The 22,569-nt window shown below is 42.7% G+C and carries 21 protein-coding genes; 16 read left to right on the top strand and 5 right to left on the bottom strand.

What is annotated here, in order from left to right:
- The first annotated feature begins 99 nt into the window (after positions 1-99).
- The 5 genes from glpE to M1E96_RS01025 all read left to right on the top strand — a co-directional run bounded on the left by glpE (position 100) and on the right by M1E96_RS01025 (position 5,810).
- Positions 100-423 carry a thiosulfate sulfurtransferase GlpE gene (gene glpE / locus M1E96_RS01045; protein ID WP_070929482.1) on the top strand — a complete coding sequence of 108 codons (324 nt, stop codon included), beginning with the start codon at positions 100-102 and terminating at the stop codon, positions 421-423.
- Positions 424-439: 16 nt separating this feature from the next.
- Positions 440-1,285 (top strand): rhomboid family intramembrane serine protease GlpG, encoded by an 846-nt coding sequence (glpG, locus tag M1E96_RS01040; protein WP_369427333.1) that lies wholly within the window; start codon positions 440-442, stop codon positions 1,283-1,285.
- A 24-nt stretch (positions 1,286-1,309) separates the two neighbouring features.
- Entirely contained in the window at positions 1,310-2,068 is a 759-nt protein-coding gene (locus M1E96_RS01035; protein ID WP_070929484.1) for a DeoR/GlpR family transcriptional regulator, read from the top strand.
- A 273-nt stretch (positions 2,069-2,341) separates the two neighbouring features.
- Entirely contained in the window at positions 2,342-3,850 is a 1,509-nt protein-coding gene (glpD, locus tag M1E96_RS01030) for a glycerol-3-phosphate dehydrogenase (protein WP_070929485.1), read from the top strand.
- Between the two features lie 391 nt (positions 3,851-4,241).
- Entirely contained in the window at positions 4,242-5,810 is a 1,569-nt protein-coding gene (locus tag M1E96_RS01025) for an ATP-binding cassette domain-containing protein (RefSeq protein WP_319067904.1), read from the top strand.
- Positions 5,811-5,944: 134 nt separating this feature from the next.
- Here M1E96_RS01025 and M1E96_RS01020 read toward each other — a convergent pair whose 3' ends face one another.
- From M1E96_RS01020 to M1E96_RS01010, 3 genes are all read right to left on the bottom strand, one after another.
- A complete protein-coding gene (locus M1E96_RS01020; protein ID WP_140186298.1) occupies positions 5,945-6,439 on the bottom strand; it encodes a DUF2569 family protein in 495 nt (164 codons plus the stop codon).
- Positions 6,440-6,569: 130 nt separating this feature from the next.
- A complete protein-coding gene (locus M1E96_RS01015; protein ID WP_272580511.1) occupies positions 6,570-6,929 on the bottom strand; it encodes a DUF488 domain-containing protein in 360 nt (119 codons plus the stop codon).
- Between the two features lie 35 nt (positions 6,930-6,964).
- Positions 6,965-7,519, bottom strand: a complete 555-nt coding sequence (locus M1E96_RS01010) for a DUF2569 domain-containing protein (RefSeq protein WP_140186315.1) — start codon at positions 7,517-7,519, stop codon at positions 6,965-6,967.
- 283 nt (positions 7,520-7,802) lie between these two features.
- On the opposite strand from M1E96_RS01010, the gene M1E96_RS01005 reads away from it, so the two are divergent.
- A complete protein-coding gene (locus M1E96_RS01005; RefSeq protein ID WP_319067907.1) occupies positions 7,803-8,702 on the top strand; it encodes a DNA-3-methyladenine glycosylase in 900 nt (299 codons plus the stop codon).
- A 290-nt stretch (positions 8,703-8,992) separates the two neighbouring features.
- Here the strand turns inward: M1E96_RS01005 and poxB are convergent, their stop codons facing one another.
- Entirely contained in the window at positions 8,993-10,717 is a 1,725-nt protein-coding gene (gene poxB, locus M1E96_RS01000) for a ubiquinone-dependent pyruvate dehydrogenase (protein WP_272580513.1), read from the bottom strand.
- A 765-nt stretch (positions 10,718-11,482) separates the two neighbouring features.
- On the opposite strand from poxB, the gene proP reads away from it, so the two are divergent.
- The 3 genes from proP to M1E96_RS00985 all read left to right on the top strand — a co-directional run bounded on the left by proP (position 11,483) and on the right by M1E96_RS00985 (position 14,839).
- On the top strand, positions 11,483-12,985 hold the full coding sequence (proP, locus tag M1E96_RS00995) for a glycine betaine/L-proline transporter ProP (RefSeq protein WP_070929488.1): 1,503 nt from the start codon (positions 11,483-11,485) through the stop codon (positions 12,983-12,985).
- 26 nt (positions 12,986-13,011) lie between these two features.
- Positions 13,012-14,457 (top strand): deoxyribodipyrimidine photo-lyase, encoded by a 1,446-nt coding sequence (phrB, locus tag M1E96_RS00990; RefSeq protein ID WP_272580514.1) that lies wholly within the window; start codon positions 13,012-13,014, stop codon positions 14,455-14,457.
- A gap of 70 nt (positions 14,458-14,527) precedes the next feature.
- Positions 14,528-14,839, top strand: a complete 312-nt coding sequence (locus tag M1E96_RS00985; RefSeq protein ID WP_070929490.1) for a monooxygenase — start codon at positions 14,528-14,530, stop codon at positions 14,837-14,839.
- Between the two features lie 69 nt (positions 14,840-14,908).
- On the opposite strand, the gene paaZ is transcribed toward M1E96_RS00985, so the two are convergent.
- Positions 14,909-16,972 (bottom strand): phenylacetic acid degradation bifunctional protein PaaZ, encoded by a 2,064-nt coding sequence (paaZ, locus tag M1E96_RS00980; RefSeq protein WP_337979736.1) that lies wholly within the window; start codon positions 16,970-16,972, stop codon positions 14,909-14,911.
- A gap of 316 nt (positions 16,973-17,288) precedes the next feature.
- Between paaZ and paaA the strand changes: the two genes are divergently transcribed.
- The 7 genes from paaA to paaG all read left to right on the top strand — a co-directional run bounded on the left by paaA (position 17,289) and on the right by paaG (position 22,568).
- On the top strand, positions 17,289-18,227 hold the full coding sequence (gene paaA, locus M1E96_RS00975) for a 1,2-phenylacetyl-CoA epoxidase subunit PaaA (protein ID WP_272580516.1): 939 nt from the start codon (positions 17,289-17,291) through the stop codon (positions 18,225-18,227).
- A 125-nt stretch (positions 18,228-18,352) separates the two neighbouring features.
- The gene (paaB, locus tag M1E96_RS00970; RefSeq protein ID WP_070929492.1) at positions 18,353-18,640 is read left to right on the top strand and encodes a 1,2-phenylacetyl-CoA epoxidase subunit PaaB; all 288 of its coding nucleotides are present in this window, start codon (positions 18,353-18,355) and stop codon (positions 18,638-18,640) included.
- 9 nt (positions 18,641-18,649) lie between these two features.
- Positions 18,650-19,408 carry a 1,2-phenylacetyl-CoA epoxidase subunit PaaC gene (gene paaC / locus M1E96_RS00965; RefSeq protein ID WP_272580517.1) on the top strand — a complete coding sequence of 253 codons (759 nt, stop codon included), beginning with the start codon at positions 18,650-18,652 and terminating at the stop codon, positions 19,406-19,408.
- 4 nt (positions 19,409-19,412) lie between these two features.
- Positions 19,413-19,922 (top strand): 1,2-phenylacetyl-CoA epoxidase subunit PaaD, encoded by a 510-nt coding sequence (gene paaD, locus M1E96_RS00960; protein ID WP_272580518.1) that lies wholly within the window; start codon positions 19,413-19,415, stop codon positions 19,920-19,922.
- Positions 19,923-19,931: 9 nt separating this feature from the next.
- Positions 19,932-20,990 carry a 1,2-phenylacetyl-CoA epoxidase subunit PaaE gene (gene paaE, locus M1E96_RS00955; RefSeq protein ID WP_272580519.1) on the top strand — a complete coding sequence of 353 codons (1,059 nt, stop codon included), beginning with the start codon at positions 19,932-19,934 and terminating at the stop codon, positions 20,988-20,990.
- A gap of 8 nt (positions 20,991-20,998) precedes the next feature.
- Positions 20,999-21,772, top strand: coding sequence for a 2,3-dehydroadipyl-CoA hydratase PaaF (paaF, locus tag M1E96_RS00950; RefSeq protein WP_140179741.1), 774 nt, complete (start codon positions 20,999-21,001; stop codon positions 21,770-21,772).
- 1 nt (position 21,773) lies between these two features.
- The gene (paaG, locus tag M1E96_RS00945; RefSeq protein ID WP_140179797.1) at positions 21,774-22,568 is read left to right on the top strand and encodes a 2-(1,2-epoxy-1,2-dihydrophenyl)acetyl-CoA isomerase PaaG; all 795 of its coding nucleotides are present in this window, start codon (positions 21,774-21,776) and stop codon (positions 22,566-22,568) included.
- Position 22,569 lies beyond the last annotated feature (1 nt).

Raw genomic sequence — 22,569 nt, 5'->3', positions numbered from 1 at the left:
AACGAAATTGGTTTTCATCATTAACTTTAGGACTGCAACTAAACAGCCCTTGTTTGTTACGGTCTGAGTGCCCTTTATTATCTGACTATTCGGTATATTATGGAACAATTTGAGACACTCACCCCTGCACAGGCATACCAACATTGGGTAGATGGCTCCGCAGTTTTAGTTGATGTTCGCGACCCACAAAGCTTCCGAGCTGGGCACGCGAGTGGTGCTTATCATTTAACCAATGAAACTCTCAGTGAATTTCTAGCACAGACAGACTATGAACAAACCATTATGGTCATGTGTTATCACGGCCATAGTAGCCAAGGGGCTGCACAATATCTTATTAATATCGGCTTCGAGTCAGTTTATAGTATAAACGGCGGCTTCGAGGCTTGGTTAAGGGAATATCCACAAGCCGTTACGGCTCTCTAAGTGAGAAGCACCTTTCATGATCCATGTTGTTTCCTTCGAAAATCCCAGAGTCGCTCAGGCATTTGTCGATTATATGGCAAGCCAACATATCCAATTAAAAATTCATACGATACCAGAGCAACAGCAAGTTGAAATTTGGCTTGATGATGAAACGCAAACTGAGCGAGTACATCATGAGCTTAAACTGTTTTTACAGAACCCAACTGATCCACGTTATACCGAAGCGAGTTGGCAAACAGGAACAACACAGACTGGCTTTAAATATCGTAACCACCTCACATTAGACTATTTAAAAGCACAATCAGGGCCATTAACCCTTGCTGTAATGCTAATTTGCGCAGGTATCTACCTGTGGTTATCAATGACTCAACATCTTGGTGTATTGCGTTACCTTGCATGGCCTAGAGAAGGACAACAATTTGAACTGTGGCGTTGGTTTAGTCCTGCTTTCGTACAATTCTCTCTTTCTCAACTAGGATTTAACCTCGTATTATGGTGGTATTTAGCTAGCCAAGTTGAACGTAGGCTTGGTACGGGCAAGCTGCTAACACTCTTTCTCGTGTCAGCTTTGTTCTGTAATTGGGGCCAATCTATTTATAGTGAATCTAACTTTGGTGGGCTATCTGGTGTCGTTTACGCCTTGATCAGCTATGTTTGGTTAATAGGCGAACGCCAGCCTGAAAAAGAAGTTAGTGCACCACGTGGTTTAATGATTTTTGTGGTTGTCTGGCTCTTTTTAGGCAACTTAGGTATTTTAGGTACTGATATCGCTAATGCCGCACATATATCAGGGTTAATTATCGGCTTATTAATGGGATTATGGGATAATCGCCATACTTTCAAACATCAGAGCTCCAGATGAAGATAATAGACAGAGGCTAACACCGTGAAACAGACCCAGAGACATGATGCAATCATCGAACTCGTTCGCCTTCAAGGCTATGTAAGCACTGAAGAGCTTGTCGAACATTTCGAGGTTAGCCCTCAGACAATCCGTCGTGACCTCAATGATCTCGCTGAACAAAATAAAATTCAGCGCCACCATGGTGGCGCTGCACTCCCTTCCAGCTCTGTAAACGCCGCTTATAACGACCGTAAGATCATGTGGTCAGATGAAAAAGCGCGTATTGCCCAGCGGGTTGCTAGCCAAATTCCAGATGGCGCGACACTGTTTATCGATATAGGTACGACACCGGAAGCCGTCGCCCATGCATTAGTCAATCATAAAAACCTACGTGTAGTGACTAATAACCTAAACGTTGCAACCCTATTAATGGCCAAAGAAGATTTTCGCCTGATCTTAGCGGGTGGTGAAGTGCGCTCACGCGATGGCGGTATTGTTGGTGAAGCAACCTTAGACTTCATCTCACAATTTAGGCTCGATTACGGTATCTTAGGGATCAGCGGCATTGATATGGATGGGTCATTGCTTGAGTTCGATTATCATGAAGTCCGCACTAAACGTGCCATTATTGAAAACTCACGTTGCGTGATGCTCGTCACTGACCATTCAAAATTTGGTCGTAATGCGATGGTTAACCTTGGCAACATGAATCTTATCGACTACTTATTTACCGATCAACAACCGCCAGACAGCATTCAAAAAGTGATTGAACAGCATAATGTCCAATTAGAACTTTGCTAATTTTTTGAGATGGTAGATCCTCTACCATCTCATCATTTCTCCTTCATCTCTATCTGTTGCTCCCCTAAAGACGATCGCTCGTTAATGTTCGAACATGTTCATTTCCTCTAAATAAACTTATAACTATTGTGGTTATTGAAAAAAAATTGTTACCTTTATCACGCAGTTGTTGTTTTTTGTCGCTAAATAGTTGGCATATTAATCGGTTTTGATTACAATGAATGAGCGAAAACGAACATTATAGAAAGTGTTTCGAACATCTCAGGGGGATGCATGGAAACTAAAGACTTGATTGTAATCGGCGGCGGTATAAACGGCGCTGGTATTGCGGCAGATGCCGCTGGCCGTGGACTATCTGTATTGCTGCTTGAGGCTCAAGACTTAGCCAGTGCAACTTCATCTGCGAGTTCAAAGCTGATCCATGGTGGATTACGTTATTTGGAACATTATGAGTTCCGCCTCGTTAGCGAAGCACTAGCTGAACGCGAAGTCCTGTTAAAACTGGCACCGCACATTGCATTTCCAATGCGCTTCCGTTTGCCACATCAACCTCACCTGCGCCCAGCGTGGATGATCCGTATTGGTCTGTTCCTATATGATCATTTGGGTAAACGTACCAGTTTACCTGGAAGTAAGGGATTAAAATTCGGTCAAAATTCTGTATTAAAACCAGAACTTAATAAAGGTTTTGAATATTCCGACTGTTGGGTTGATGATGCTCGTTTGGTGGTATTAAACGCTCAAGAAGTTGTTCGTAAGCATGGTGAAGTTCGCACGCGCACTAAAGTGACGCGTGCATACCGAGAAGATGGCCTATGGGTTGTTGAAGCTGAAGATTTACGTACTGGCGAAAAAGCAACGTGGAAAGCGAAAGGCCTAGTCAACGCGACAGGCCCATGGGTGAAAGAGTTCTTTGACGATGGTTTAAAACTCAAATCACCTTATGGTATTCGTCTGATCAAAGGTAGTCATATTGTCGTACCTCGTGCTCATGATGAACCACAAGCTTACATTTTACAAAACGAAGACAACCGCATTGTTTTCGTTATTCCTTGGATGGATGAGTTTTCTATCATTGGTACCACCGATGTTGAATATAAAGGTGATCCAAAAGATGTTCGTATCGATGATAATGAAGTGAACTATCTGTTGAAAGTCTATAACGACCACTTCAAGAAACAATTAACTAAAGATGATATTGTTTGGGATTACTCAGGGGTTCGCCCACTGTGTGATGATGAATCAGATTCACCTCAAGCAATCACTCGTGATTACACATTAGATATTCACGATGAAAATGGCAAAGCACCATTATTATCTGTATTCGGCGGTAAATTAACCACTTATCGTAAACTTGCCGAAGCCGCTGTCGGAAAACTTGCCCATTATTATCCAAATGCGGGAGCAGCATGGACCAAAAATGGTGTACTACCGGGTGGTGATATCGAAGGTTGTGATCGTGACGGCTACGCGCGCTTACTACGCCAACGCTACAACTGGTTGCCTGAAGGGCTAGCACTGCGCTTTGCAAGAACTTACGGTAGTCAAAGCAAGCTGATCCTTGATGGTGCAAATTCCCTCAGCGATCTTGGCGAAGCATTTGGCCATAACGTCTACGAAGCTGAACTACGCTACCTTGTTGAACATGAGTGGGTAACTGAATTAGATGACGCTATTTGGCGTCGTACCAAATTGGGCATGTGGCTGAATGAAAGTGAACAACAGCGCATCGCACAATGGTTGGCTGAGCGTTTGAAAGCAACTCAGCCGGCAGCAATTTAGCAATAAAAATCTCGTTGGCAATGCACTAAAAACCAGTTAGCGTTTAGCTAGCTGGTTTTTACTTTTTAATGAATATGTTACCTAAATAATTCAATGCTCAGCTAGGCGCAAGCAAGTGACTAGGTGTATAAAAAATTATGTGACTGGTGCGAGTGAGCCAAGTCCATCACTTGCAATTTGTAGTGTGACGGGTATAGTTTGCCTAATTAAATAGCTAAGTTAATTTCTCACTGTAAGGTATCCCACGACGATGATTTGAGATCTGCCAGAAAATGCTAACAAATACCTCATTCGGTATTTCTTTTTCTATTTTGGCAGACAATGGTCATCCATCGCTTTTATCCCTAAGAGATAACCCAACGTTGTCTGCCCCTGTTCTCAGGAGGTACACATGACTGTTGCATGTCATTTCTCACAACTTAGTATTGAATTTAATCAAACCACTCTATTTGCTCATTTGAGTGGAACCTTGCTATGCCAAAAAAATGCGCTCATTGGCAATAATGGCAAAGGCAAATCGGTTTTAATGCGTCTACTCGCAGAACAAATAACGCCAACATCAGGTAATCTAAAATGGGTGATGCCCTTTATTCATATAGATCAGTTAACCCGTTTACAAGGTGATTCGATTGCCGATGCATTAGGTATCAGTGAACTCACCAATGCGTTTGCAAGGGTTAATTCAGGCAATCCAACACTGAATGATATAAACCTCCTAGAGGATAAATGGCATTTACCTGCCAAATGGCAAAGCCTATTAGATTCAGCCAAATTACCCGTATCATTAGATACTCCCATTAGTCACCTTAGTGGGGGAGAACGCACACGACTTGCCTTATGTCGCGCCTTTTTAAATAAAGATCATTTTTTATTATTAGATGAGCCAGATAACCATCTTGATCATGATGGCCGTCAATGGTTAAGCGATAAACTCGCAGAACATAATGCAGGTTCATTGGTGATCACCCATAACCGTGCTTTGTTAGCGCATATGCATACTATTTTTGAGTTAACCGATAAGGGATTACATGAATATGGTGGTGATTATGCGCTATATGAAGAGCAAAAAAACTTTGCGACTGCGGCAATTGAAGCCAAAACTGAGCGATTAAGTCACCAAATTCGCCAAGAAAAACGCCAACAACAAGCCACACTGCAAAAAGCAGAACAACGTCGTAAACAAGGTGAAAAAGTTCGCTATAGCGGCTCGCAATCGTTATTACTGCTTGATATGAAAACCAATCGAGCACAAAAAAGGCAATCAAACGTTGCAGAACGCCATCAAAGAGTCATGAGCGACTTGCAGCAACAACAACAACAAGCCCAAGATCAGCTAATCCATACTAAACAACAGAAAATGGTGCTGAACTACCAAGCTGATGGGAAGAAAGTCACGGTTTTTGCGTCACAATTACAACTATCTTATGGCTACCTTGAGCCTTTATCATTTACTGCTTATACCGGGGAACATTGGCATATCAAAGGTCTTAACGGCAGTGGAAAATCAACATTGTTGAAAACGCTTGCGGGAAAAATCTCTGAGCGAGCAGGTGAATATCGCATCAGCCCAATGTTCTGCTATCTCGATCAGCACTTAAATTTATTAGATAAAAATTTACCCGTCGCTGAAGCATTGCAACGTTACCAACCTGCATTGACCGTTGAACAGTGGCGTACTCAGCTGGGTATGCTAAGAATTCGAGGAGATAAATCCCTACAGCCGCTCCATCAACTTAGTGGTGGGGAGCAGCTAAAAGCAACATTATTGGCGCTGATAAATAGTCCAACTCCGCCCGCCGTATTGTTATTGGATGAACCAGACAACCACCTTGATATTGATTCAAAAACATTACTAGAAGCGCTATTACATGACTACCAAGGCACATTATTCCTCGTTTCGCACGACGAGGTATTTGTTGAACAGTGTGGGATAACTCATACCCTTTGTTTAGGTAATTAAACAGCACCGAGCTTTAACCCACTCAATAACCAACTATGAGTCATGGAAACAAGACAAGAAAGGGAATTGCGAGTCCGAAAAAACCACTTAGCCCTCATTTTGAGGGCTTTGTAGCTTTCGGCTTTGATTCAAGGCTAGCGAATAAACGTCTGTTTCACTCTGTCTGAAACCAAGAGATATGGGATCCAAATAAAACAATAAAACACACTGTTTACTACTGTCATCATATAGCCATATTTGACTTCAATACCAAAAAAGTTTGGAAATACAAAACGAGAAGCGATGATCATTAAACTGTATAACAGCATAGATATAATAAATAAGACTTTAGCTTTTTTTTGCCATTTTAGTGCGGCAACAAACGTCCATATTAATAACAAAACCAATATGCCATGGCCTGCTTGTAATGAATAAAACGCTGTAGAAAAGCCACTAACATAAAAATCAGAATTAACATTTGTGACTAAATGCCACACTGTTTTGATTTGATTGATATCGAATAGCACCATCATTAAGGTTTGATACAACATATAAAACAAACCAATCACAGGGAAAATAAGCCATCCACCAATCCCCTGTAGTGGTGCTTTTTGTGGAGCCGTTGTAGCAGTCGGCTGGTTTACATCCATTTTTTAATAACCTTATTGCTTAATATACTCTAAACCATTCAAGATACAGCTAGGCGACAAATAAACGAGTCGCTAGGGGTATAGAAAACACTGCGACTGATACGAATATCTCAACGAGAAATACCGTAACTTAAGGCATAATGGGTATGCCATGTTCTAGATAAGACTTGAGCACATTGGCTTGATTATGCACCCTATCCTTTGCGCTATACAATAATGTCAGATTACCTTGCTGTGATTGTTGCACCAAAGTTTCCCACGCTTGCGTATTATTATTTAGCTCTTGATAGTAACTCGCTACAAATTTATCAAATTGATCTGGATGTTGATGGAACCATTTACGCAATTCATTTGATGGTGCAACTGCTTTATTCCACTCGTCATACTGTAAATCGATTTTTTTTATTCCACGCGGCCATAATCGGTCAATCAGTACACGGTATCCATCTTCAGGCGAAACTGGGTCATAGACTCTTTTACAGTAAATCATGCGCCCTCCTTTCAACCGCCGTAATGTTTATATCGTTAATTTACAAATGTATTTTTCACTCTAACAGAGGTTAAAAAATAAGGGATCCAAATCGCACAAACCACTGCACCACGAATAATCTCTTTCACATCTTTGTCATCGACAGGAACTGCAAGCAACTCTTTGACTAGAATAACATCAGCAATGATTAATATCAGTGAAAATACGTAGAAAAATATAATTACTTTCACCGCCAATTTCTTTTTCGTGAAAAACAGATAGCAAAGATATAGCAGTGTTCCATAAAGAATGACATTACCCATGACCTCAAAATACGTTAGTTCTTTAAATAACGGCATAAAATAAGAGGATGTTGGGTCTGTTAACAAATTCCAATATTCAAAGACATCTGCGTAGGCTACCCAGAATGAGAATGGCAAATAAAACAAAGACACAATGAGCCCGAGCATTGGCAATATTAGCCATCCCCCTAACCCTGCTGGTTTTAAAGGTGGTTTAGCATCACGGGCAGTAGGTGATTTATTCGGAATATCTTGAAGAAATGCCTTGTTACTACCCTCACGTACAGAGCAATCTTCTGAATCATTCATCATCACATCCTTGCTTTGTTTTATTCAACAGCATCAAAATATTATGATTATTATACTCTAAATAATTCACGGCACAGCTTAAGCTACGAATGAACTCGTTGCTAGTAAAATAGAAAACGGCGTGACTAGCACAAGTGAGCGCAATCATTATACCTTCACGAAAAGCGCTGCAACTTGAAGTATGACAAATATAAACTCTAACTCTTTTCAAGTAAGATGACACGCTTGAAATCCAAATTAATCATGCCAAAATGCGTTGTATCACAATATAAAGGCTCACATCATGCCAACTGCAATCTCACCGCTTATTCTACCTGTAAATTTTCGCGCTGATGATTTTTTTGCATTTCATTTAAGAGATAGACAAAACATTGCAGAAATCGTCGAAAACAATGTACTACGTAAAGGCATACTTTGGGATAACTCGCCGGCGCAGCTGATTATTACAATCGACCAACAAATGGCCACTATCAAACTAGAAGTGGATGACTCAAGTAATATCGCCAATGATCAAAAAATGATAGAGATTGGCAAGCACATGCTTGGCTTACAACAAGCGATTGAACAGTTCGAAACGCAGTATTTATCTCATCCAATCATTGGTCAGTTAATCCAACATCAACAAGGCCTACGTATCTATCAATCTGCTAGTGCATTTGAAGCCTTAGTATGGGCAATTATTGGCCAACAAATCAGTGTCACTGCCGCGATTGCAATACGCCGACGCTTTATTCAAGCAACGGGGAGCATGCACTCATCGGGTATTTGGTGCTTTCCTAACGAGCAACAGGTCGCTGCGACTGACGACGATACCTTGCGGCAAACGGGTTTTTCTGCGGGGAAAATTGTCGCGATCCGCGCCCTCTGTGCTGCGATTATCGACAAACAGATCGATTTATCGGTCCAAATAAATCAAAACAATCACCAAGAGCTGGCTAACCAACTCCTCAACCTAAAAGGTATTGGCCCATGGACAGTCAGCTATGCACTTTTGCGCGGTTTCAATTACCTTGATGGCTCGTTACATGGTGATGTCGCGGTGAGGCGTAACTTACAACCCTTATTAAAAATGGCAACACAGCCAACAGCCAAAGAAACTGAAAAATGGTTAACGGAGTTTTCTCCTTGGCGTGCTTTGGTTGCGGCACATTTATGGCGAAGTCAGTCTGCGGCAGGATACTAGAACCCACCACGATGAGTCATGGCGGATCTCGATACTCTGGATCATTCCAGATACAAATGGGTGATGAATAAAGATAGGTGAGGTGGCTTATTCAACGTAGTCACCCACACTATCTTCAAGCATGACCGGTATACTCTAAATAATTCAAGATGCAGGTAGGCGACAAGTGAAGATAGGCGGGGAGCATAGATAGACTCTATGACTCGACTCGCTGAGTGTAGTCAACAACCCTGCAACTTAAAGTATAACGAGTATATACCCCAACCGAAAAACGGATTGGGGTATGAACATTAACGTAGCCAGTTAGTTTTTGCTAACTCAACGACTTCATCACCGCGGCCACTGAGGATGGCTTTTAACATATATAAACTAAAGCCTTTCGCCTCTTGTGCATTGATGGTTGGTGGCATAGAGAGTTCCTGTTTAGCCGTAACGACATCCACGACTACAGGGCCATCATGTGCGAAAGCTTCTTTTAACGCTGCATCAATGTCTTCACTTTTCTCAACACGGATCCCTTTGATACCTGCTGCATTTGCTACCGCAGCGAAGTTAGGGTTATGTAAGTCTGTTCCTTCTGTGAGGAAACCACCCACTTTCATTTCCATGGCAACAAAGCCGAGCACACCATTATTCAGAATAACCACTTTTACCGGTAGATTCATTTGTGCCAGTGATAGCATGTCGCCCATCAGCATACTGAAACCACCATCACCACTCATTGTGATCACTTGGCGTTTTTTATCAACAGACTGAATACCCATCGCTTGTGGCATCGCATTGGCCATCGAACCATGGTTGAATGAGCCGATTAAACGGCGCTTACCGTTCATTTTCAGATAACGAGCAGCCCAAACCGTTGGCGTTCCTACATCACAAGTGAAAACCGCATCATCATCAGCTAATTCGCTGATCCGGCTCGCCAAATATTGCGGATGAATAACCCCTTCTTTACCCGGTTTTGCTAAATCATCTAAGCCTTTACGCGCTTCAACATAGTGCTTCAATGCACTATCTAGATGGTGACTATCTTGTTTAACGTCTAAATGAGGCTGTAATGCAGTTAACGTCGTTTTAATATCACCAATCATACCCATATCGATATGACAATGTGAGCCTAAGCTACCTGCATTGATATCAATTTGAATGATCTTAGCGCCTTGCGGATAGAACGGACGATATGGGAATTGGGTGCCTAATAAAACCACAGTATCCGCATTCATCATGGCATGATAACCAGATGAGAAACCAATTAACCCTGTCATACCTACACTATATGGGTTATCCCATTCAATATGCTCTTTACCACGTAATGCGTGTACAACTGGGGCTTTCAATGTTTCCGCTAGTTTGATCACTTCATCGTGTGCGCCTGCACAGCCAGCACCACAGAACAGCGTGATATTTGTTGATTGATTTAGTGCATCTGCCAATTTTGCAATTTCAGAGTGCTGAGGCATGATCAATGGAGCCTGTGGCTGATACCATGTATCAACCGCATTCTCAGGCGCGTCGCGTAATGCGATATCACCCGGTAATACGATCACAGAAACGCCTCTTTCTAGGATGGCTTTGCGCATTGCAATACCGAGAACTTGTGGCAATTGCTCTGGGTTAGAAATCATTTCACAATAATGACTGCACTCACGGAATAGCTCTGTTGGGTGAGTTTCTTGGAAGTAATTGCTACCAATCTCACTTGATGGGATATGTGCAGCAATGGCCAATACTGGCACGCGGTTACGATGGCAATCATATAACCCATTAATAAGGTGCATGTTACCTGGACCACAAGAACCCGCACAAACCGCGAGTTCACCTGTCATTTGAGCTTCAGCGCCTGCTGCAAACGCGGCAACTTCTTCATGGCGAGTGCCTAACCACTCAATGGTTCCAAGGCGGCGTAAGCTATCACTTAAACCGTTTAGTGAATCACCAGTAACGCCCCAAATACGCTTAACACCTGCGTTATCTAGAACTTTTGCGACATAGGATGCGACAGTCTGTTTTTTCATAGTGGCACTCTTTCAAAGTCAAGATTAGGTTAAAATCATTCACGGAAGCTGATAATACACTCTCCGCAATACTTCATTTTTATTAAACTAATTTATATGCTGCACCTAGTGTAACTAATTAAATTGACTGTTCCTACCAGCTAAAATCAATCGGCAATAAGAACAGAATAATCATCCACTAATATCAAAAGAAGAGTCTAGGTTCAGCATAAATTAAGTTTTAAATTAAACTTAAACATGGCAAAAAAAATAATATTTACAATTATTTAATAAATTACAAACTAAGAATGGCAAATAAATATTCTAAATTATCGAATGCAGGCCAAAGCGTAAAATAAACAGAAAAAATATCTGTAGAAAAAATCTAATGAGTCGAAAAGGGTAAGAGATGTAAATATCACTTTTCAGACTAAACATCAAAAATAACAGCACTAATCAGCATAAATAGCCAGCATTTTACATTTAATCGATATTATTATACAATTGCTCGAATGTTAGGTCATATAAAGGTTCCAATTTTGCTTTTTTTACCCAATTTATTACAACAAAATTGCACTCATTATTCCTCTGTTCTTCACATTTCCCCTCGCAATTATTAGCGATAGTTCTACCCTTATTATTAGTAATAAAGTTCAGCGTGACATATGCCATATTGAGGACTTTTTAAAATAGTGATTGATTTATTGATGTGTTCCGCGAGTTATGACTAGTCTAATAACGTAGCCCCGCACGTTTTTGAAATTCAGATAACAGGATGGTTTCATTATGAAGTTCAGAAAGAAAAAAGAAAAACCACTAAATATTAACGACATCACCATTATTGATGATGGTAAATTAAAAAAAGCAATCACCGCTGCTTCGCTGGGTAATGCGATGGAATGGTTTGATTTTGGTGTATATGGCTTCTTAGCTTACGTACTTGGCCAAGTCTTCTTCCCTGGCGCATCACCGAGCGTCCAGATGATAGCCGCATTAGCCACATTCTCCGTGCCATTTCTCGTCCGCCCATTAGGTGGCGTGGTTTTTGGGATTTTAGGTGATAAATATGGCCGACAAAAAGTCTTGTCCGTCACCATTATTATTATGGCGGTCAGTACCTTCTGTATTGGTTTAATACCATCGTATGCCAGTATTGGTATTTGGGCTCCGATCTTATTGTTGCTAGCTAAATTAGCACAAGGCTTCTCTGTTGGTGGTGAGTACTCAGGCGCTGCTATCTTTGTTGCCGAATACTCTCCTGACCGTAAACGTGGCTTTATGGGCAGCTGGTTAGACTTTGGTTCTATCGCGGGCTTCGTCCTAGGTGCCGGTGTTGTTGTGCTGATCTCAAGTATCGTTGGAGAAGAAAACTTCCATGAGTGGGGTTGGAGAATTCCATTCTTCTTAGCACTGCCACTTGGTATTATCGGCCTATATCTACGTCATGCACTTGAAGAAACCCCTGCATTCCAACAGCATATCGAGACATTAGAAAAACAAGATAAAGCCAACATTCAAAATCCACCGAAGGTTTCATTCCGTGAAGTGGTCTCCAAATATTGGAAGAGCCTGATGATCTGTGTTGGCTTAGTTATCGCAACGAACGTAACTTACTATATGTTATTGACATATATGCCAAGTTACCTATCGCATAACTTGAATTATTCAGCCGACCACGGTGTGTTAATCATCATTGCTATCATGATAGGTATGCTATTTGTCCAACCAATCATTGGCTTAACCAGTGATAAAATTGGTCGTCGTCCATTCGTCATTGCAGGTAGTGTAGGTTTGCTTATTTTAGCTTACCCAGCCTTTATGCTGATTGACAGCGGCTCTGTTGGTCTGATTTTTGTTGGCTTACTGATTTTAGCTGTTTTACTTAACTGTTTTACTGGGGTAATGGCGTCAATTTTACCCGCGATTTTCCCAACGCATATTCGTTATAGCGCCCTTGCAATTGCCTTTAATATTTCGGTCTTGATTGCTGGTGCCACGCCAACGGTTGCAGCTTGGTTAGTTGAATCAACCAATAATCTGTACATGCCAGCCTTCTATTTGATGGTTATCGCACTGATTGGTTTGTATACTGGGATCAGAATGCCAGAAACTGCCAATAAACCACTTCGAGGGGCCACACCGGCAGCATCTGACCGCGCAGAAGCGAAAGAAATTTTAAACGAGCACTATGACAATATCGAACAAAAAGTTGAAGATATTGAACAACAAATTGCTGAACTTGAGAAAAAACGTCAATCGTTAATCAACCAGCACCCAAAATTGGATTAAGCACCAAGCTAAGAAAGGAGTAGATGATGACGAAAAAACGGGCTTGTCATATAGTCTGGTTTCGTAACGACTTAAGAGTTACCGATAATAAAGCGTTATCATCTGCTTGTGCTGATCCTGAAGCAAACGTGCTCGCCGTGTTTACCGCCACGCCGGAACAATGGCGAGCACATGATCTCTCACCACGACAAATTACTTTTATTCATCAGAACTTACTTGAGTTACGCCATTCACTGGCGCAGTTAGCGATCCCTTTAATTTGCCATACCGTTTCTGATTTCACACAAGCAGCGCAGTGGGTGCTTGATTTTGCCCAGCAACAACAAGCCGACCACGTGTTTTTTAATCGCCAATACGAACTGAATGAACAGCAACGAGACCAATGGCTAATTAATCAATCTACATCTTTTCATGTTCATGCCTTTGATGATGCACTGTTGTTACCCCCTACTTCAGTGACAAACCAAAAAGGTGAGATGTACCAAGTCTATACACCATTTCGTCGCGCTTTTATCACACAGCTCGTCACAACCGATTACCACTCAGCTCCTGCTCCTCAGGCGAGAGGAGAAAAACTGACCGTACCAGCGGTATCGACCCTGTTCGATTATGATTTTGTTGATATTGCGCCACATTTTCCCGCAGGTGAGCATGCTGCACGGCAGCAGCTAAGGCAATTTTGTCGCCTGAAAGTAAAAAATTACTCACAACATCGCGATATCCCATCCATTGATGGAACCAGCCAATTATCACCCTATTTAGCTATTGGTGTCCTATCACCTAGGCAATGCTTAAATCGTTTACTGGCTGAAAACCCTCATGTTTTTGATTCGCCCGATAGTGGCGCATTTACATGGCTAAACGAACTGATTTGGCGTGAATTTTATCACCACATGCTAGTGGCGTTTCCCCGTTTATGCCGTCATCAACCGTTTATTGAATGGACACGGTACATTCAGTGGAATAACTCGAAAGAACAACTTAAAGCATGGCAAGAGGGTCAAACAGGTTACCCGATTGTGGATGCCGCAATGCGCCAACTCAATACCACTGGTTGGATGCATAATCGACTCAGAATGATCACCGCGAGTTTTCTTGTCAAAGACTTATTAATTGATTGGCGGCTTGGCGAACAATACTTTATGCAGCGGTTGATCGACGGCTCATTAGCCGCCAACAATGGTGGCTGGCAATGGTCGGCTTCAACAGGTACCGATGCACAACCTTGGTTTCGCATTTTCAACCCAACGACCCAAGGCAAAAAATTTGATCCACAAGGTGAGTTTATTCGCCAATGGTTACCTGAACTACAGGCAGTACCCGATAAATATATTCACTCCCCCCATGAATGGGCTGAATCAAATCAACTTAAACTGAACTATCCAAAACCGATTGTTGACCATAAACAAGCTCGTTTGAACACGTTAGAAGCATTTGAAGCCAGTAAACGTGACAGCTTGAAAAACCATTAATCATCAAAGTAATAATTTCACTTAATCAGTATACTGTGCACAGCAAACAGAAAATCAAACAGGAGTGATTATGCAGGTTATTTTACAAGTTGATTTCCCCTATCAGGGACCTTGGGGTGATGAAATGGCAAGCGCAATGGAAGAACTCGCAGGATCGATTAATCAAGAGCCAGGCTTTATTTGGAAGATATGGACAGAAAATCCCTCTACACAAAAAGCAGGGGGTATCTATCTATTTGCTTCACCACAACAAGCTCAAGCCTATCTTGAAAAACACAGCGCCCGTTTAAAATCCTTTGGCGTCCCTGAAGTCAGAGGCGAAATTTTTGCTGTGAATAACGCGCTGAGCCAGCTCAACCAAGCGCAATTTATCACTAAGTAATACAATCTAAGGAAAAAACCTTGTGTTTATCGTACACAAAAGTTTTTTCCTTATCGATAGCCGTCACTACTACACAAAATCCCCTTCACGACGCTCAACTAACGTCAGAATACTATATAGCGCAACTACCACACCATGTTGGTTGAATACCTGAACATCCCACTCAACCACACCGTTTGGCTTATCTTCTTGCGTTTTTTGCGCCTTTTTAATTTTCTTCTTACAGGTTAAACGTACTTGAATTGTGTCGCCAATTTTCACTGGTTCAATAAAACGTAGATTTTCCATTCCATAGTTAGCGATCACAGGACCAACGGCTGCATCAACAAATAAACCAGCTGCCGCGGATACCACAAAGTAACCATGAGCGACACGTTCACCAAACAGTGACTGCGCAGCGCCTATTTTATCCATATGAGCATAAAAATGATCACCACTTAGGCAAGCAAAATTGACTAAATCGGCTTCCGATACAGTACGTCTGGCAGTTAATAATGTGTCGCCAATGACTAAATCTTCAAAATATTTTCTAAATGGATGTACTGGGTCTGCATACACTTCAGCGCCACGACTCCATTGCTTAGTCACTGCGGTCAACATTGATGGACTCCCTTGAATAGCGGTCCGTTGCATATAGTGTTTAACGGCTCTTAACCCACCTAGCTCTTCACCGCCACCCGCTCTACCGGGACCACCATGCACTAACAAAGGAAGCGGGGAACCATGGCCTGTCGATTCCGTCGCCGCTGCCTCATTAAGGATCAACATTCGCCCATGTGCTCTAGCACTATGACGAATAACCTCTTGAGCGACGGATGCTTCTGCCGTAACCACAGTTCCAGCAAGGCTTCCTTCTCCCATAATCGCGAGCTCAACAGCTTGCTCCGTAGTCTGATAACTCATCAATGTCGCAACAGGGCCAAAAGCCTCCGTTTCATGTACTGCTCGATGCGTATAAGGATCGGCACAATATAGCAAGGTCGGAGGGTAAAATGCCCCTGTATGAATATCGCCACCTATGATGTTGACGCCTTGAGTTGTTCCACCACACAGTATTTCACAGCCATTTTGTTGCAAGAAAAGAACTTTTTCTTGCACATCATCGCGTTGCTCTTGGTTAATCAACGCCCCCATACGAACGCCTTCTACCGCAGGATCACCAACAGTGATACCTGACAAACGATGCAATAGCGCCTGCTTGACAGCTTCCAATTGAGATCCGGGCACAATGATACGACGGATAGCAGTACATTTTTGTCCAGACTTTGATGTCATTTCACGTACTATTTCTTTAATAAATAAAGAAAACTCAGGTTGCTCTGGCTGCACATCCACCCCAAGAATGGCACAATTAAGGGAATCTGCTTCCATCGTGAAAGGAATGGATTTTTCGCGTAACCGTGGATGGGATTTTAATTTTTGCCCAGTTGCCGCCGAACCTGTAAATGTCACAACATCTTCAAAATCAAGATGTTCAAATATCTCACCCACACCGCCGCAAATTAGCTGTATTGCACCTTCGGGCACCAACCCACTTTCAACAATTAAACTTACCATCGCTTGTGTTAATTGAGCTGAGGCAGTTGCAGGTTTGATAATCGCAGGGACGCCGGCTAACCAAGTGGGCGCGAGCTTTTCTAACATCCCCCAACAAGGAAAGTTAAACGCATTAATGTGTAAGGCGACACCACGACGAGAAGTTAAGATATGACGTGCAATAAACTGCCCTTGTTTGGATAAAGGGATCATCTCATCTTCAGGCCAAATGGTATCGTCTGGTAGCTCACGATTTGCTAGCCCTGAAAAAGCAAACAGTGTTGCAATCCCCCCTTCAATATCTACCCAGCTATCCACCTTTGTTGCGCCTGTTTGTGCCGATATCTCATAAAGATAATCCTTACGCTCTAATAAATATTTAGCGACGGCCTTAAGCATTTGCCCGCGTTGCTGAAATGTCATGGCAGCCAATGCGTCACCACCATGTTTGCGCCCATAAGCGAGACTATCAACTAATGGTAAACCCTCTGTCGACACTTCATATAGAGCTTCACCGGTCAATGCATGATAAATCTTACGGCTTTCACCCTGACCAAATAACCATTGACCCATTATATAACTTGTTAATTGCTGCATTACGCCCCCAAAAGAAAACAATAATCAACATTGATACTAAAATATGTATCATAAAATTAAGCTTAGATACCAATAAAATTTAACAAGTCAGAAACAAAATTAATTAAAACAACTCAAAACCCCCTCATAATATCGCCTCAAGGATAATCCAATCAATTGAATTTAAAAGAATTCAAAATTATCATTGTGAGCTTCATCGCAAAACACAAACAATCAACATTGATTTATTTGTTAACGATTCCTAGCATTAATGTTAATTAATTATGATTCATTTTTATTTTAATGAGTTAAAATTCGAATCATCTTAGGTGAAAAAATGGATAATCAATATCAAGAAAACTTCGAAAATAAACTCGAAGCCGACATCAATATCGAACCAAAAGATTGGATGCCCGATGCCTACAGGAAAAACCTGATCCGTCAGATAGGCCAACATGCTCACTCGGAAGTTATTGGTATGTTACCTGAAGCAAATTGGTTAACTCGTGCTCCAACGCTACGGCGTAAAGCGATTCTATTAGCCAAAATTCAAGATGAAGCAGGGCACGGTCTCTATCTCTACAGTGCTGCTGAAACCCTTGGCTGCTCACGCCAAGACATCTACCAAAAGATGCTTGATGGCAAAATGAAATACTCTTCGATTTTTAACTACCCCACTCTCAATTGGGCAGATGTTGGCGTAATTGGTTGGCTAGTTGATGGTGCTGCCATCGTAAACCAAGTTGCATTATGCCGAGCTTCATACGGCCCTTACGCTCGCGCTATGGTGAAAATTTGCAAAGAAGAGAGTTTTCATCAGCGCCAAGGTTATGAAGCTGTCACCGTGCTTGCCAATGGCACTCCACAACAACAAGCCATGTTACAAGATGCTATTAATCGTTTTTGGTGGCCAGTACTGATGATGTTCGGCCCCAATGACAGTGATTCGCCACACAGTGCGCAAAGCATGGCATGGAAAATTAAACGATTTAGTAACGATGAGCTACGCCAAAAGTTTGTTGATAACACAGTTCCTCAAGTTGAAGCACTCGGAATGACGATCCCTGATCCTGATCTGCAATGGGATGAGTCAATTGGCCACTATCGCTTTGGCGAAATTGACTGGGAAGAGTTTTATCAAGTGATTAAAGGTGAAGGTATCTGTAATTACGAACGTGTTGAAGCCAAACGAAAAGCTTGGGAAGACGGCGCATGGGTTCGTGAAGGCGCGATGGCATACAGTCAAAAGCAACAAGCCATTCAAGCTGCCGCTTAACTTTAAATTGCAGTGTTGTTGGCTACAGTCACAGTGCTTACTAGGCCGCTAGCGACTTATTCAATTATTGCCTAACGACATCTGAAATTACTTAGACTATGGAATTGAAAAAAAAGGAAAAAATAATGAGCAATCAAGACTGGCCATTATATGAAGTTTTTGTTCGTAGCAAGCAGGGACTCGCACACCGCCATGTTGGCAGCCTACATGCTGCCGATGATCAAATGGCATTAGAGAATGCTAGAGATGCCTATACACGTCGTAGCGAAGGCTGCTCAGTATGGGTAGTCAAAGCCACATACTTAATTGCCTCACAACCAGAAGATAAAAGCACATTCTTTGATCCGGCTGATACTAAGGTTTATCGCCATCCCACTTTCTACACCATCCCTGATGGCATCAAAAATATGTGAAGGTGAAAAATGAACCAGCACGAAGCACTCAAACAATATGTCTTACGACAAGGCGATACTCCTTTAGTCTTAGCGCAACGCCTCTGTGAATGGTGTGGCCACGCCCCTGAGCTAGAAATCGACCTCGCTATATCAAACATTGGCTTAGATTTACTGGGACAAGCCAGAAATTTTCTCAGCTATGCGGCGACGCTTGCAGGGGATGAGTCTGATGAAGACAAGATAGCCTTTCTGCGTGATGAACGTGAATTCTGTAACCTATTACTGGTCGAGCAGCCCAATGGGGGTTTTAATGACACACTGGTACGCCAATTTTTTATTGATGCCTATCACGTACCGCTGTATCAAGCACTGACTCACAGCGCAGATCCACAACTTGCCGCTATTGCCGAAAAATCATTGAAAGAAGCCCTCTATCACTTGCGCTTTAGTCGCCATTGGATGATCCGTTTGGGTGATGGCAGCGAAGAAAGTCACCAAAAAATCCAACAATCAGTCAATCAGTTATGGCGCTTTACTGGCGAGCTGTTCCATGCCGATGATATTGAAATTGGACTCGCTGAAATTGGGATTGCCGTCGACCCTCGCAGCATACAGCCACAATGGCTAACCACTATTAATGAAACGTTTGAACAAGCAACCTTAACGTTACCTCAGCAACATGCCTATCGAACAGGCGGCAAACAAGGCAATCACACTGAGCATCTAGGTATCCTTTTAACCGAGTTGCAATTTGTTCAGCGCGCTTATCCTAATTGTGACTGGTGATGCTATGGAACAGAGACAATCCCTGAATGGCCTACAATCGCCACAACTTCATCAAATTTGGCAACAATTACAGCAAATACCCGATCCAGAATTGCCAGCACTCTCAATTACCGATCTTGGCATGATCCGCAACGTGCTCGCAACATCCAATGGCTGGAAAGTACTTTTTACACCCACTTATTCAGGTTGTCCTGCAACAGAATTTTTACTCAATGAAATAAAACAGGTTTTACACCATGCTGGTTTTTCAAATATAGAAATCGAAGTCGTACTCACCCCTGCATGGACAACCGATTGGATGAATCAAAACGCCAAACAGCGCCTACGCGATTTTGGTATTGCCCCACCGGTGGGGAAATCTTGTGAACATCCAGAGCACTCGGGGCCAATCCGTTGCCCACGCTGTGATAGCCAACAAACTGAAAAAATTAGCGAGTTTGGCTCTACAGCCTGTAAAGCCTTATATCGCTGCCGCGAATGCTTTGAACCTTTTGATTACTTTAAATGTATTTAAGGGCACATTATGACTGTATTTCACCGCTTAAGTATTGCCGCTATTGAACGTGACACCCCCGATGCGGTGGCTGTGACATTTAATGTCCCCGATAGCTTGCGCAAACACTATCACTATCGCCCAGGACAGCACCTTACTCTTAAAGCGTTAATTAATGGCGAAGATTTGCGCCGTTGCTACTCCATTTGTAGCTCACCAGATGAAAACACATTAAAAATTGGTGTTAAAGCCATTTATGAAGGACGCTTTTCAAATTTTATTAACCAACAACTGAATGTCGGGGATAGCCTTGATGTGATGATCCCACAAGGAAAGTTTGGCTACCAACCTGAAGCCAATACCCGAGCTCGTTATCTTGCTATTGCTGCGGGGTCTGGGATCACACCGCTGCTTTCCATCATTAAATCCACTCTGCAAACCGAGCCATATAGCCATGTGACTTTAATTTATGGCAATAAAAATAGTCGCTCAGTGATGTTTAAAGAAGTCATTGCCGATCTTAAAAATCGCTTTGCTCAACGTTTGCAAGTGCTCTATTTATTCAGCCAAGAGCAACAAGAAAGCCCGCTCCTCAGTGGGCGCATTAATAAATCTCAGCTAATAGCACTTGATCAGCAACTACTCAATTTCAAGCAGTACCACCGCGCCTTTGTATGTGGTCCTGAAGCCATGATGGATGAAGTACAGCTGACATTGGCGGAATGTGGGATGAACTCAGATCATATCCACAGTGAGCGTTTTAATACTTCATCCCTAAAATTTAAGCCACCAGCGGCTGTCGCTTCTGATAACCGGCAAGTTAGCCTTCAACTGGATGGACGAACATTGACAATCACCATGGATAGTCAAGATGACAGCATTCTTGATGCTGCATTGCGTCAAGGAGCTGATCTGCCCTATGCATGCAAAGGTGGTGTTTGCGCAACCTGCAAATGCAAATTACGTTCAGGCGAAGTTGAAATGGGGGTGAATTATAGCCTAGAGCCCGATCAGATCGCTGAAGGCTACATATTAAGCTGCCAATCATGGCCGAAAGGCGATGGTGTCGTGCTCGATTTTGATGTGTAGGAGGCAATATGCACACAGATTGGATCCTCACACACACAAACAACCGCGTACTGACATTAACGTTAAACCGCCCAGAAGTGCGTAACGCATTAAGTACGGATTGCCTAAAACAACTCGTCGAGCACCTTGAGCGGGCTGATAACAATCCAGAGATTGGTGCAATATTGATCACGGGTAACTCACGCTTTTTCGCAGCAGGAGCTGACCTAAAAGAGCTACAGCAACAAACCGTTGCTTCCGCTATCACAGATAAACGCCCTGCTATTTGGCGCCGCTTTAATCAGATCACAAAACCGATCATTAGCGCTGTGAATGGCTATGCATTAGGCGCTGGCTGTGAGCTAGTACTCGCCAGCGATATCACTATTGCAGGCGAATCTGCACGTTTTGGGTTACCTGAAATCACATTAGGTTTGATACCGGGAGCGGGTGGCACACAACGTCTAGTGCGTGGAGTTGGGAAATCTCTTGCCATGCAAATGATCCTCACTGGCAACGCAATTGATGCGCAACAAGCCTTACAAGCAGGGCTTGTAAGCCAAGTTTGTGTTGATGGTCTGGTGGTTGAATATGCACAAAAAATTGCGCAACGCATCGCAACACACGCTCCCTTAGCAGTGAAAGCCGCTAAAGCGGCGATTAATGCAGCTCAAGAAATGTCACTTACTGATGGCTTGCAGCTCGAACGCCAATATTTTGTCGGGTTAGCTGGTACCGATGACCGCCAAGAAGGGATCAATGCCTTCTTTGAAAAACGACAGCCCAAATTTACAGGACAATAACATGCAAGACAGCGCCATGATATTAACCACGCAACAAGAAGGCGTATTAACGATCACCTTAAATCGCCCCGACAGGCTCAATAGCTTCAATGATGAGATGCATCATCAATTAAGCGAAGCATTAAAAATAGCTGAACGCGATGAAACCGTTCGCTGTTTAGTGATTACTGGTGCAGGACGTGGTTTCTGTGCAGGGCAAGATCTCAACGACCGTAATGTGACGGCCAGTGACCAAGCCCCTGATTTAGGGTACTCGGTTGAAACCTTTTATAACCCGCTCATTCGTCGAATGACTAATTTACCCAAACCGATTATCTGCGCAGTAAATGGTGTCGCTGCGGGTGCGGGTGCTGCCATTGCATTAGCTGGCGATATCGTAATTGCCGCCAAAAGCGCTAATTTTATTCAATCTTTTTGCCGCTTAGGCCTAGTTCCCGATTCAGGTGGCAGCTGGTTTTTACCTCAGTTAGTTGGGCATGCACGAGCCATGGGAATGGCATTACTTGGCGATAAAATCAGCGCAGAACAAGCTCTTCAATGGGGAATGATTTGGCAAGTCACCGAAAATGATCAGCTCACTGCGACCGTTAATGCATTAGCCCAACATCTTGCAATACAACCGACCTATGGGTTGGGTTTAATTAAAAAAGCTATCTATTGCGCCGCAACCAATACGTTAGATGCGCAATTAGATCTTGAACGCGATTTACAACGTTTAGGCGGCCGCAGCGATGATTATCGTGAAGGCGTAAACGCATTTTTAAATAAGCGCGAACCTGTATTTAAAGGGCACTAAC

It is taken from the genome of Providencia sp. PROV236, assembly GCF_033676985.1.
GTDB classification, from domain to species: domain Bacteria; phylum Pseudomonadota; class Gammaproteobacteria; order Enterobacterales; family Enterobacteriaceae; genus Providencia; species Providencia manganoxydans.
The sequence above is the reverse complement of the archived record's forward strand: the minus strand, read 5'-3'. Positions and strand labels throughout refer to the sequence as shown.